This is a genomic window from Terrabacter sp. P2_E3, from assembly GCF_056403915.1.
The window spans coordinates 18,691-31,180 of the sequence record NZ_JBFUEN010000008.1; the positions used below are offsets into that span (position 1 = coordinate 18,691).

At 72.7% G+C, this 12,490-nt stretch carries 13 protein-coding genes and 1 riboswitch; of the genes, 6 read left to right on the forward strand and 7 right to left on the reverse strand.

Features of this window, described 5'->3' with window-relative positions:
• Nucleotides 1–293: 293 nt before the first annotated feature.
• Nucleotides 294–905 (forward strand): carboxymuconolactone decarboxylase family protein, encoded by a 612-nt coding sequence (locus tag AC1DW8_RS11415; RefSeq protein ID WP_056781350.1) that lies wholly within the window; start codon nt 294–296, stop codon nt 903–905.
• A 61-nt stretch (nt 906–966) separates the two neighbouring features.
• On the opposite strand, the gene AC1DW8_RS11420 is transcribed toward AC1DW8_RS11415, so the two are convergent.
• From AC1DW8_RS11420 to AC1DW8_RS11440, 5 genes are all read right to left on the reverse strand, one after another.
• Complete coding sequence (locus tag AC1DW8_RS11420) at nt 967–1,650, reverse strand: DsbA family oxidoreductase (protein ID WP_056781353.1); 684 nt, start codon at nt 1,648–1,650, stop codon at nt 967–969.
• A 96-nt stretch (nt 1,651–1,746) separates the two neighbouring features.
• Nucleotides 1,747–2,523 (reverse strand): C40 family peptidase, encoded by a 777-nt coding sequence (locus tag AC1DW8_RS11425; RefSeq protein WP_056781356.1) that lies wholly within the window; start codon nt 2,521–2,523, stop codon nt 1,747–1,749.
• A gap of 2 nt (nt 2,524–2,525) precedes the next feature.
• Nucleotides 2,526–2,701: riboswitch (cyclic di-AMP (ydaO/yuaA leader) on the reverse strand.
• Nucleotides 2,702–2,908: 207 nt separating this feature from the next.
• On the reverse strand, nt 2,909–3,604 hold the full coding sequence (locus AC1DW8_RS11430; RefSeq protein ID WP_056781582.1) for an iron-dependent transcriptional repressor DtxR: 696 nt from the start codon (nt 3,602–3,604) through the stop codon (nt 2,909–2,911).
• 29 nt (nt 3,605–3,633) lie between these two features.
• A complete protein-coding gene (locus AC1DW8_RS11435; protein ID WP_478094100.1) occupies nt 3,634–4,887 on the reverse strand; it encodes an MFS transporter in 1,254 nt (417 codons plus the stop codon).
• Nucleotides 4,888–4,965: 78 nt separating this feature from the next.
• On the reverse strand, nt 4,966–5,304 hold the full coding sequence (locus AC1DW8_RS11440; protein ID WP_478094102.1) for a hypothetical protein: 339 nt from the start codon (nt 5,302–5,304) through the stop codon (nt 4,966–4,968).
• Nucleotides 5,305–5,337: 33 nt separating this feature from the next.
• Between AC1DW8_RS11440 and AC1DW8_RS11445 the strand changes: the two genes are divergently transcribed.
• Nucleotides 5,338–6,501 carry a hypothetical protein gene (locus AC1DW8_RS11445; RefSeq protein ID WP_478094104.1) on the forward strand — a complete coding sequence of 388 codons (1,164 nt, stop codon included), beginning with the start codon at nt 5,338–5,340 and terminating at the stop codon, nt 6,499–6,501.
• A complete protein-coding gene (locus AC1DW8_RS11450; RefSeq protein ID WP_478094106.1) occupies nt 6,498–6,827 on the forward strand; it encodes a hypothetical protein in 330 nt (109 codons plus the stop codon). The genes AC1DW8_RS11445 and AC1DW8_RS11450 overlap by 4 nt, the downstream gene beginning before the upstream one ends.
• Nucleotides 6,828–7,021: 194 nt before the next feature.
• Here AC1DW8_RS11450 and pdxH read toward each other — a convergent pair whose 3' ends face one another.
• The gene (gene pdxH / locus AC1DW8_RS11455) at nt 7,022–7,738 is read right to left on the reverse strand and encodes a pyridoxamine 5'-phosphate oxidase (RefSeq protein ID WP_056781371.1); all 717 of its coding nucleotides are present in this window, start codon (nt 7,736–7,738) and stop codon (nt 7,022–7,024) included.
• Nucleotides 7,739–7,848: 110 nt separating this feature from the next.
• Here pdxH and AC1DW8_RS11460 point away from each other — a divergent pair, with 110 nt between their 5' ends.
• Entirely contained in the window at nt 7,849–8,253 is a 405-nt protein-coding gene (locus AC1DW8_RS11460; protein ID WP_478094108.1) for a hypothetical protein, read from the forward strand.
• A gap of 39 nt (nt 8,254–8,292) precedes the next feature.
• On the opposite strand, the gene AC1DW8_RS11465 is transcribed toward AC1DW8_RS11460, so the two are convergent.
• A complete protein-coding gene (locus AC1DW8_RS11465) occupies nt 8,293–8,919 on the reverse strand; it encodes a pentapeptide repeat-containing protein (RefSeq protein ID WP_056781377.1) in 627 nt (208 codons plus the stop codon).
• Nucleotides 8,920–9,014: 95 nt separating this feature from the next.
• Between AC1DW8_RS11465 and AC1DW8_RS11470 the strand changes: the two genes are divergently transcribed.
• Nucleotides 9,015–10,136: a citrate synthase 2 gene (locus AC1DW8_RS11470; protein ID WP_020145632.1), complete on the forward strand. Its 1,122-nt coding sequence runs from the start codon at nt 9,015–9,017 to the stop codon at nt 10,134–10,136.
• A gap of 329 nt (nt 10,137–10,465) precedes the next feature.
• Entirely contained in the window at nt 10,466–12,469 is a 2,004-nt protein-coding gene (locus AC1DW8_RS11475) for a PQQ-dependent sugar dehydrogenase (protein WP_478094111.1), read from the forward strand.
• The last annotated feature ends 21 nt before the right edge of the window (nt 12,470–12,490 follow it).

Sequence of the window (12,490 nt, forward strand, 5' to 3'; positions counted from 1 at the left end):
CGGCGTGCCGGGTGATTTGCGTGCGTTTGCGACACACCTCGGGCGCCGCTACGTCTTCCCCCGTGAGGCGCCGCGCCGGACGCGTGGGCGGAGACCCGGGCGAGCCGGTGGGGGCGACGACCGGCGCATCACGGACGGCGGCGACGGGCTGCGGTCCGACGGGTGGTGGGTGCTCCCGAGGAGGGGACGGGAGCACCCACCGACGCCCGGGCGGGCTTGCCCAAGATCCGGATCCGACCCGGACCTGCATGCGACGATGGAGACTCCACGACCCGTCACCCCAGGAGCAGCACATGACGGCGACCGACCCGAGCCACGGCTTCCTCAGCGAGCCGGCTCTGACACCGGAGCTCGAGGCCTACTTCGCGAGCGACGTCACCGACCATGGCTACGTCATGAACCTCAGCCGCGTCTGGGCCCAGTCGCCCGCGGCCCACGACACGCTCTTCGCGCTCCTGGCCGACATGGTCTCCGTCGCCGGCCTGAGCTTCCGGCAGCGCGGCATCCTCATCGCCGCGACCGCCTCGACCATCGGCGACTCCTACTGTGCGCTCGCGTGGGGTGGCCGCCTCGCCACCGCAGCCGGCGAGGAGGTCGCAGGCGCCGTGCTCCGCGGAGACGACGAGCCCCTCGACGCCGCCGACGCCGCCCTGGCGACGTGGGCCCGGACCGTGGCGAGCACCCCGAACGCCACCACTCCCGCCGATCTCGAGCCGTTGCGCGCCGTCGGCTTCGACGACCGGCAGATCTTCGCGATCACGGTCTTCGTCGCGCTGCGCCGAGCCTTCTCGACCGTCAACGACGCCCTCGGCCCGCTCCCCGACCACCAGCTTCGCGCCGACGCCCCACCCGCCGTGGACGACGCGGTCTCCTTCGGCCGCCCGGCCGCGGACCAGCCCTCCTGACCGAGGGCGTATGCCGTCCGCCCGGCTCCCCGGGTCGGGCACCCGGCCCGCGCGTTCGCGCTCAGACGGTCTGCGTGGCCACCCCGCGCAGCAGCGCGAGGTAGTCCTCGACCGGGTGGGCTCCGGTCACGGCGGCATACCCGTTGGCGACGACGAACGGCGTCGACGTCACACCCATGGACCGCGCCTGCTGCTCGTCCTCACGCACCTGTTCGGCGTACTCGTCGGAGGCGAGCACGGCCGACACCCGCCGCTCGTCGAGACCGCACTCGCCGGCGAGGCGCTGCAGGACCTCACGGTCGTCGATGGCGAGGCCCTCGCCGAAGTGCGCGGAGTGGAAGCGCTCGACCGCCGCGGAGCGCAGCGCGGGCCCGCCCATCTCGCCGGCGAGGGCGCAGAGCCGGTGCGCGTCGAAGGTGTTGGCGCGCACCGCGCGGTCCCAGTCGAAGACGAGGTCGTCGGCCTCGGCCACCTCGCTGGCCTTGGCGTTCATGAGCCGGCCGGCGCCCGCGTCGCCGCCGTGGCGCACCGAGAGGTGGTCGCTGACGGGCACGGAGCCACCGACCGGGACGTCCGGGTCGAGCTCGAAGGAGCGCAGGCGCACCGTGACGTCGTGCGGCCGCTCGAAGGCGGCAACGGCAGCCTCGACACGGCGCTTGGCGACCCACGAGTAGGGGCAGACCAGGTCGCTCCAGAGGTCGAGCTCGATGATGGTCGTGGACTCGGCAGCAGGCTGATCGGTCATCGACTCAGTCAACCACGGTGGCTGACGGGGCCGGAAAAGCGCTGCGCCCCCACCGGATCCGGTGGGGGCGCAGGGTGTGGCGTGAGAGGTGACCGCTCAGATGCGGCCGTACATCGACGGCGTCGTCCAGATGGAGTGGTTGCCGATGACGGTGCCGGGACGCTGGGCGTCGATCATGCGGCCCGGGCTGACGTAGATGCCCACGTGGTAGATCGGCGAGCCGAAGAAGACGAGGTCGCCGGGGCGCGGGTTGCTGACCGGGGTCGAGGCCGCGGCCTGCGCCGACGCGGTGCGCGGGATCGAGATGCCGGCCTGGCGGTAGACGTAGGACGTGAAGCCGGAGCAGTCGAAGCCGGAGGGCGTCGTGCCGCCGTAGACGTAGGGAACACCGAAGTACGACTGGGCGATGCCGATGATGCCCGTGGCGCTGGGGTTGGGCGCGACGTTGAGGGCGGCCCGGGTGGTCGAGCCGGAGCGCGACGCGCGCTGCTGGGTGGCCTCACGCTCGGCGGCGGCCTTCTCGGCGGCCTTCTTCGCGGCGCGCTCGGACTTGACCTGGACGTCCTCGATGACGACCGGCTTGACCGAGGCCTGCTTGAGGGCGGGCTTGGCGTAACCGATCGCCGACAGGGCGTTGCCGGCCTTGAGCGTGCCGACGGCGGGGCCGACGGCCGCGGGACCGGCGACCGTGCTGGCGGAGCCGTCAGCGGCGTTCGCGGTGCCGGCGAACGAAGCGACGAGACCACCCGAGGCCGCGACGATGGCGGCACCCTTCACGGCGGGCTGGGCCGACTCCTTGGCGATCGTCTTGAGCTCCGAGATCGCGTTGAAGCGACCGGGGGCGCGGTGGCGCCCGGGAACGTTCTGAGCCACGTTTGACCTCTCGACGCCTACGAGGTGAGCTGTCGGGTTCGGGCTGGAGGTACTGCCCGGCCTTCGCTCGGACCGGTCTCGGTCCACGGAGGGCTTCACCCCGAGGGCGTCTCTCGACGCCCGGAGAAAGTGGTTCCCCCGCTCCTGCCATGCGGTTCGTACTGAGCCTCAGGTCGATGGCAGGACTAGGCGGTCCGACCCGGGGCACTCACTCGACGGGGAGAGCAAGTTCGCCCACCGTACCCAAGTAGGAGTGCCTTGTCACCTTCGAGTTCCCGGAAGTCAAAGAAATTTCAGCGACCTCCGGACGGGGCCGGACGAGGTGTGGCAAGGCCTGCCAAAACGACCCGGCAAACCGGGGCATACCCTGCCGGATACGGCGTGTTCAGGCGGCCTGGCAGAAGACGTGGACGGCCACGTCGTCGGGCAGGGAGACGCCCGTGGACGGCTCGCTGCCCTCGCGGACGGCGACGACCCGGCCGCCGTCACGGACGACCTCGACGCGGGCGCCGGGCACGACGCCGGCACTCGTCAGCAGCGCGAGCGCCTCCGGGTCGACCTGGACGGGCTCACCGATGCGACGGATCGTCACGACCGTCGGCGCGGCCCCCACGGCGGCGGTCAGGGTGCTGAGGCCGGTGAGGAAGTCCTCGTCCTGGCGCACCCCGAGCTCCTCGAGACCGGGGATGGGGTTGCCGTAGGGCGACTCGAGCCCCTCGCCGATGAGGCCGAGGATCTTGCGCTCGACCTTCTCGGACATGACGTGCTCCCACCGGCAGGCCTCGTCGTGGGCGTACTCCCACTCGAGGCCGATGACGTCGACGAGCAGCCGCTCGGCGAGGCGGTGCTTGCGCATGACGCGGGTCGCGAGGAGCCGGCCGTGGTCGGACAGCTCGAGGTGACGGTCGCCCGAGACCGCGACGAGCCCGTCGCGCTCCATGCGGGCGACGGTCTGCGACACGGTGGGGCCCGAGTGGCCGAGACGCTCGGCGATGCGCGCGCGGAGGGGCACGATGCCCTCCTCCTCGAGCTCGAAGATGGTGCGCAGGTACATCTCGGTGGTGTCGATCAGGTCCGTCACGGTCATACCTTCTCAGAATCGGAGAGCGGTCAGGGACCGCCCGTCAGTGGCCCCGGCGTCGGCCCGGTCCTCGCGCGTCGGGTCGGGTCGTGCCGTGGCACCCAGATGCGCAGCCAGCCCGCCCCGACCACGGCACCCACGCCGAGCACGACGGCGGAGGCGCCGAGCGACATGATGGCGCTCAGCCCTGACAACGCCAGCGGACCCGCCGCCCTTCCCACGTCCGCGCAGAGCCGCCAACCGCCGAGGAACTGCGCGCGTCCGTCTGCGGGCGAGGCGTCGGCGCCCAGGGTCATGATGAGCCCCGCCCCGAGGCCGTTGCCGAGACCGAGCACGGTCGCCGCGGCCGTCACGGCGACGAGGCTCGTGGCGAGCGGGAGCAGCATCATGCCGAGGCCGAGCACGAGCATGCTGGGCACGGCGGCCGCGACCCGGCCGTGGCGGTCCATGAGCCAGCCCGAGGGGTAGAAGAGCGCCATGTCGAGCGCCCCGGCGACCCCGAAGACGAGCGACGTCTGTGCCGGGGAGAAGCCGACCGACTCGGCCCACAGCGGCACGAGGGCCTCGCGGATGGCGCGCGCCCCGGCCACGCACATGGCCCCGGTGCCGAGCGTCAGGAGGACGTGCCGGTGCTGCAGGAGCACGGATGCCACGCTGCGCGGCGGTCCGCCGCCCCCGATCCGGTGCGCCGAGCCGGTGATGTCCGGCGCGACGAGGACGAGGACGAACGCGGCGATGCTCGCGACGCCGCCGACGGCATACGCCGCCTCGGTGCCCCACCTCGCGATGACGAGCGATCCGATGAACGGGCCGACGAAGTAGCCGATGCGGTGCACGCCACCCAACGTCGACAGGGCCCGCGCCCGCATCGCCACCGGAACCGCCTCGGTGAGGTAGGCCTGCCGGGCCAGGCCGAAGAGCGAGCCGGCGAGCCCGATGACGAACACCCCGACGAAGAGCATGACGAGACCGCCCGCCAGAGCCGCGACGAGCATGCCCATGGCCTCGATCACGGCCGCGACGAGCAGCGCCCGGCGCTCACCGATGCGGGCGGCGAGGGCACCGGACGGCAGGTCGCCGAGCAGCTGACCCACGCCCAGCATCGCGACGAGCAGCGCCGCGACGCCGACCGAGGCGCCGAGCTCACGCGCCGACACGGCGATGATCGGGGACACCGCGCCCGCGCCCGTCGAGCCCAGGAGGGTGGGCCCGTAGGCCGACAGCGCGATGGCACGCAGGCTGCCGCTGCGCCCCTCCGCGCCGTCCCCCTGAATCTCGGTCACGCCACAGGACCCTAACGATCGGGTTACTCGGGTGGCCGGGCCGACCAGCCGACGAAAGCATTGGCCCGTGGCCGGGACTCAGAGGACGAGCAGACCGATGGCGGTGGAGGCGGCGTTGGCGGCGACGACCGCCACCGCCACCGTCACCGCGTCCTCGCGCGCCCGCACCCGCCAGCCCGCGACGAGGAGCACGGTCTCCACGGCGGCGACGGCGACCTCCGCCCCCACGAGCTGCCACGGTGACCCGAAGCCCGTCGACACGGCATACAGCACGGGGTGGGTCACGACGTTGACGCCGACCGCGCCGACGAGCGCGCGGCCCCACCCGGCCCAGCCTGCCGCGCGCGCGAACGCCACGAGCACGGGCACCTCGACGGCCAGCGTCAGCGCCAGGGCCTGCAGCGCAGCGGGGCTCACCTCGTGACCGGGCGGCCCCGAGCGGGCGGCTCCGTGACCGACGCGCCCGACCCGGCCGTCGCGGTGCATCGTTCGAGCACCATCACGCTCCTCGTGCTGATGGCAGTCTGCCTCTCGCTCGCGATCGCCCTCGGGGCGCCGATCGCGACCGCCGTGATCGGCCTCATCCTCTTCGGCATCCTGCACAACCTCCTCGAGATCCGCTACGTCGCGGGCCGCTTCGCCGGCCTGCTCGGGCGGCCCTTCCTCGAGCTGCTCGCCGCACTCGTCACCGGCATCGTGGTCTGCCGGCTCCTCGCCGGCGTGGTCGGGCGGCCCGCGCTGCTCGCCGAGATCGTGCTCGGCTACGTCATCCTCGCGGCTGCCGCCCGTCACGGGCTCGACGGCCGGCGGCGGGTCGCCGCCTGGGTCCTCGTCGGTGCCGCGGCTGCCGTCTCGCTGACCTTCCCGACGTACCACTTCGTCGTGCTGACCCACCTGCACAACGTCGTGCCCCTCTTCTTCCTCTGGGAGTGGTCGCGCCGGATCACCTCGCGTCGCGGGCGGCAGGCGTTCCGGGCCGTGCAGCTGCTGTGGGTCGTCGCCATCCCGGCGGTGGTCCTGCTCGGGTTCCTCGACGGGTGGCTCAGCGCCGACCCCGGCATCGTGCGCAGCGTCGTCGGCGACGGCCAGACCGTCCTCGCCGCGAGCGCCCCGCCGAGCGCCGCGGCGACGGTGCTCGGGATGCGCTTCCTCACCGTCTTCGCCTTCATGCAGACGATGCACTACGTCGTGTGGGTGGCGCTGCTCCCCCGCGTCGCTCCGGACGCCTCGGCGGCCTTCGAGGCCCGCGTGCCGTGGGTGACCGGTCCGCGGCTCTGGGCCGTCGGCTTCGTCGCCGCCGCACTCTTCGCCGTCCTCTTCGGTCTCGACTTCGCACAGGGCAAGACGTTGTATGCCGCCCTGGCGAGCTATCACGCCTACCTCGAGCTGCCCGTGCTGCTCGCCCTGCTCGTGGGGGCCCGCAGTCTGTCCTCGCCCTCCCGCTCGGCCGACCGCCGTGACGGCGCCGGCTCGGGGACCGGGCCGACCCCGCCGACCCCTCCGACCCCCACACCGCCGACGCCGCTCCCTCCGGCCGGCGGCGGGTCACGCGGCGCCGAGCTGAGGCCCGAGGCCACGGCGGCGGTCGCCCCGGACACCGAGGTGGGGCCATGACGGTGCCCGTGTCTGTGGGACTGGCCGCGGCCCTGCCGGTGGACGCCACGGCACCGCCGGACGCGGCCTGGGGCCCGATGGTCGTCGTGGCGCTGGTCGTCGTCGCAGTCGTGGCCGCGGTCGTCGCCTTCGCCCGGATCAGCCGACGTCGGACCAGCGCCGACGACCCGACCCGCAGCGGTGCCGGTGCCGATGCCGGCGCAGGTGCTGGCACCACGAGTGGCACGACGACCGACGACCCGCTGCCGACCGACCCGCAGCAGCACCGACGAGGGCAGCCCGGCGGTTCAGACGGCCCCGACGGCCCCGCCGGACAACCCTCGTAAAAGGTCTTGCCGCCCGTCAGGCCCCGACGTACGGTCGTGACATCGAAACCGAAGGGAGGTGATCCGAGAAGTGATTTCTTCCGGAGCGTGTGAGGTGGCCACGCGATAGCCGCGTCCCCATCCACACCATGGATGAAGCAGGGCAGTCCGACTCGTCGGGCTGCCCTGTTCCGTGTCCGGGGTGTGGGCGGGACTCAGGGCTGGAGACGCAGCCGCGTCCACGAGTCGGCGTCGGCGAGGTCGCCGTCGCCCGTGCGGCGGAAGACGATCCGGTCGTGGAGGCGGTTGCGCCGCCCGGCCCAGAACTCGACCTCGTCGCAGACGATGCGCCACCCGCCCCAGAAGTCCGGCACCGGCACGTCGTGATCGCTGCCCGTGTCGGGGAAGCGCTCGAGCACGTCCTGCCACTTGCGCTCGAGCTCGGCCCGGTCGGCGGCCGGGCGCGACTGGTCCGACGCCCACGCCGACAGCCGCGAGCCGTAGGGCCGGGCGTCGAAGTAGGCCTCGACCTCGTCGCGGCCGACGAGCTCTGCCGTGCCCCGGAAGCGGATCGCGCGGTAGATGGCGGGCCAGGTCAGGGCCGCCGCGACACGAGGGTTGGACTGCAGGTGCTCGCTCTTGGCCGAGCCGAGGTTGGTCACGAAGCCCGGGCCGCGCTCGTCGAAGAAGCGCATGAGGACGGTGCGCACGTCCGGCGCGCCCGTCGCGTCGACGGTGGCCACCGAGATGGCGGTCGGCTCGGGCACATCGTCGCGGTCCTCGGCGGCCGTGAGCGCGGCATCGACCCAGGCCCTGGCCTGAAGGTAGGGCGACGCGGCCACGTCGGACTCGACGAGGCCGTCGCCGGAGTAGTCGACGCGGCGTACGGCGGCGAGGCCCTCCCGGGCCGGCTCGCGAGATGAGCTGTCCATGACCCCACACTAGGGTTGGCCCGAGAAGGTCCGCGCGGACGTCAGGCCACGGCGCGCGCGGTCCCGGCGACAGCCCCGCCCGTCCGGGGCGCTGTGAGGAGTCACCAACCATGGCAGGCAAGGGCAAGCTCGTCACCCAGACCGTCAAGCTCGGCATCAAGTACGGCCCCCAGATCTGGGTGGCCACGCAGGCGCTGCGCGAGCCCGCCAAGGAGGCCGCCAACAAGGCGATCTCGAGCGAGCGTGCTCGTCGCCAGGCGATGGCGCACGCGAGGTCGCTGGCCGACGGCAGCATCCTCAAGGTCTACAAGGGCGACGTCGCCCACTGGGTCGTCTTCAGCGGTGACGAGGCGGTCGGCGTCCACCCCGAGACCGACATGCTGCTGACGGCCCTCGTCGAGCGGGCCGACCTGACGAAGCGGATCCGGCCCGACGACAAGGTCAAGGCCACCGACCGCGCCAAGGACGCCGCCACCGCGGCGCTGCGTCGGGCCAAGCCCAACCAGATCAACTGACGCCCGCGCGGGGCGCAGCGTGCTCACGCCGCCCTGCGCTCAGTCGGCGACGAGGATCCCGAGCTCGGCCGCGAACGCGTCGGCGAGGTCGATGACCTGCGGGCGGCTCATCGTCGCGCCCTTGAGCCCGGCGAGACCCACCGGCGAACGGAGCGTGGCCCCAGAGAGGTCGAGCGCGGCATACGTCCCGCGACCGAAGGTCGGTGACACGAGCGTGCACCCCTCGAAGGTCAGGCCGTCGACGGTGGCTTCCTGGAGGTCGAGCTCGACGACGACGCAGTCGACGAAGGCGACGTCCTTGAGCCGGGCGCCGCGCAGGTTGAGGAAGTCGACCTTGCCGCCACGCACCGTGACGTCGCGCCACGTCGAGCCCCAGGCGGAGACGGCGGCCAGCCGGCACCCCTCGATGGTCGTCTCGATGATGCTCGCCTCGGCCAGTGTCACGCCGACGCCGCCCACGCGCTCCCACTCGCACTCCGACCAGCGCGAGCCCTCGAGGTGCGCCTCGTCGAGCGTGCCGCCGAGCACCGAGCACTCGAGGAACGAGTGGCCCTCGGCGTGGGTCCCGGTGAAGTCGGTGCCCTCGAAGCGGACCGCGTCGTGATGTTGGTCTCGGGTGGCGAACACGGCGTCACGAAACACGGTCTGGTCGGCAGCTGACGGCATACGGTGAGTCTGTCAGCCGGGACCGACGCCCACCGTCCGTATCCCGGCTGCGGCCTCCACACCGCGGTGGTACCGCCTGCACAGCAAGGACGCACATGGCAGACAGCACGCCCGACCCCGACTTCAAGCCAGGACTCGAGGGCGTCATCGCCTTCGAGTCGACCATTGCAGAGCCGGACAAGGAGGGTGGGGCGCTGCGCTACCGCGGTGTCGACATCAACGACCTCGTCGGGCACGTGGACTTCGCCCACGTGTGGGGCCTGCTCGTCGACAACGAGTTCGACCCCGGCCTGCCGCCGGCCGAGCCCTATCCCCTGCCCGTGCACACCGGGGACGTACGCGTCGACGTCCAGTCCGCGCTCGCCATGCTCGCACCGGTGTGGGGTTTCAAGCCGACGCTCGACATCGACGCCGACGAGGTGCGCGACAACCTCGCCCGCGCCGCGGTCATGGCCCTGTCGTTCGTCGGGCAGTCTGCCCGTGGGCTCGACAAGCCGATGGTCCCGCAGAGCGAGGTCGACAAGGCGCGCACCATCACCGAGCGCTTCATGATCCGCTGGCGTGGCGAGCCGGACCCGAAGCACGTCGAGGCCGTCGACGCCTACTGGGTCTCCGCCGCCGAGCACGGCATGAACGCCTCGACGTTCACCGCCCGCGTCATCACCTCGACCGGCGCCGACGTCGCCGCAGCGCTCTCGGGCGCCGTCGGGGCGATGTCCGGTCCGCTCCACGGTGGCGCGCCCTCGCGCGTGCTCCACATGCTCGACGGGGTCGAGCAGCAGGGCGATGCCACGGCCTACGTCAAGGGCGTCCTCGACAAGGGCGAGCGCCTCATGGGCTTCGGCCACCGCGTCTACCGTGCCGAGGACCCCCGCGCCCGCGTGCTGCGCTCCGCGTGCGAGCGCCTCGGTGCGCCCCGCTACGAGGCCGCGGCCGCCCTCGAGAAGGCCGCGCTCGATGAGCTGCATGCCCGCCGACCCGACCGGGTGCTCGCGACGAACGTCGAGTTCTGGGCCGCCGTCATCCTCGACTTCGCGGAGGTCCCGCCGTCGATGTTCACGCCGATGTTCACGTGTGCGCGCACGGCCGGATGGTCCGCGCACATCCTCGAGCAGAAGCAGACCGGCCGGCTCATCCGGCCGTCGTCGCGCTACATCGGCGAGGGTCCGCGCAAGCCCGAGGACGTCGCCGGCTGGACGCCCGACATCTCCCACTGACAGCAGGCCCACCCCGTCGAGTGGCCCCGTCGTCACACCCGGGACTGGGACCGATGCGACCGCTGGGGCCACCCGGCCACTCGAGTAAGCGCGTCGCACCAGTCGAGTGAGCGCGGCGTCCCAGGAGCGTGTGGCAGGTGGGACGACGGGGCCACTCGAGTGGGACCGGGCGCTCACTCGAGTGGGACCAGGCGCTCACTCGAGTGGTGACCGGCACTGAGCGGCGGTCGCCGCACCCGACGTCCCGCTGAGCTCTCGACGCGCGGACCTGCCCGCTCGCGCGTAGCCTCGCGAGCGGAGCCAGCAGGTCACCGAGTCGGGGAGTCAGCATGGTGCAGCGACTGCGAGTCCGAGGATCGATCGCCCTCGTCGGCGCCCTGGTCGCGGGAGGTGCGCTCGCCGTCCAGCCCACGCCCACGGCCGAGGCGGCGCCGACCCTCCAGGTCACGACGGTCGTGTCCGGCCTCAGCTACCCATGGGACATCACCTGGGTCGGCGACCTCATGCTCTACGACCTGCGCGCCGGACAGGTCTGGAGCAAGCGAGGCGGCAACGCCCCTCGACGCGTCGCCATCTCGGGCTTCCCCTCGCTCTACGTCAACAGCGAGGGCGGCCTGCTCGGCATGGTCTCCGACCCATCCGCGGCGACGAACAAGCGCTTCTACACCTGCCAGGCCGTACGCGACTCGGCGGGCAACCCGCTCGACGTGCGCGTCCTGCGCTGGCGACTGACCGGCGATACCACCGCGGTCTCCGACGGGTCGCCGGTCGTCACCGGGCTGCCCGTCACGAGCGGTCGCCACTCCGGCTGCCGGCTGCGCTTCGGCGGTGACGGCAAGCTCTACGTCGGCACCGGCGACGCGGCCACGGGGACCAACCCTCAGAACCTCTTCTCGCTCGGCGGCAAGGTGCTCCGGGTCAACGCCAACGGCACGATCCCGACCGACAACCCCTTCTACTCCCGCGGTGGCAACGCCCGCTACGTCTGGAACTACGGGCACCGCAACATCCAGGGACTCGCCGTGCGGCCCGGCACGACCGAGCTGTGGTCGGCCGAGCACGGCACGAGCCGCGACGACGAGATCAACCTCTCGGTCCGCGGCGGCGACTACGGCTGGGACCCCGTGCCCGGCTACGACGAGACCACCCCGATGACCGACCTCGGCAAGTTCCCGACCGCCCGCGTGGCCATGTGGTCCTCGGGCGACCCGACCGTGGCGACGAGCGGGGCCACCTTCCTGCGCGGCTCGGCCTGGGGTGAGTGGCAGGGTGCTCTCACCGTCGGCCTGCTCAAGGGCCAGGGCATCTACCTCATGCGCTTCAACCCGTCCCCCACGACGACCCGCCCCGCGACGGTGACCCGGATCGCGATCGCCCAGGGCTACGGCCGCATCCGAGCCGTGCAGCTCGGGCCGGACGGGGCGCTGTGGTTCACGACCTCCAACGGCACCGACGACAAGATCGTCCGCATCACCCCGAGAGCCACGGTGCCGAGACGGTCCGGCGGCAGCCTCATCTCGCCCGTCGGCGTCACCGCCGCGCGCACCGGGTCGCAGGTCACGACCTTCATCCGCGGCACCAACGACGCCGTCTCGTTCAAGCGCAGCACCAACGACGGGGCCTCGTGGGGTTCCTGGATCTCGGCCGGGGTCACCTCCACCGATGCACCGTCGGCGACGAGCTCACGCTCCGGGCGCGTCGACCTCTTCACCCGCAACAGCGCGAGGCAGCTCGTCCACACGTGGTACCAGGACGGCATACGCAAGGGGTCGGCCAACCTCGGCGGCACCGTCGTCGCCCAGCACGGGGCCTCGCTCGGCAACGGGACGATGGACGTCTTCGCCGTCGCGACCACCGGATCGGCCTGGCGCAAGCACTTCGACGGCACGCGGTGGAGCGGCTGGATCTCGGCGGGCGGGGTCTTCACGTCGGGCCTGTCCGCGTCGGCGAACCCCGCGAGCGGCGGCATCCTCGTGACGGGCCGCGGCACCAACGGTGCGACCTACGAGCGGACCTTCTACCCGACGACCGCGACGAGCAGCTGGATCCAGCGCGGCGACAACCTCGCGGCGTGGTCCGACCGCGCCCTCGGCGACGCCTGGCCCGGTCGAGCCCTCGTCGCCGTCGGCAACGGGGTCGACGGTCGCGCGGTCGTCCAGCGCGGCAGCCTCCTCGTCGGGACACCTCAGGCCTTCACGTCGGCCCCCGACGTCGTGACGCGCGCCGACGGCACCTTCCTGCTCTTCGGGCGGGGCTCGGGCGGCGAGCTGAGGGTCTACGACGGGCGGGTCGGCGCCTTCACGAGCACGTCGCTCGGCGGCATCGTCCGCTGACGCCACCGGACCGGGCGCACC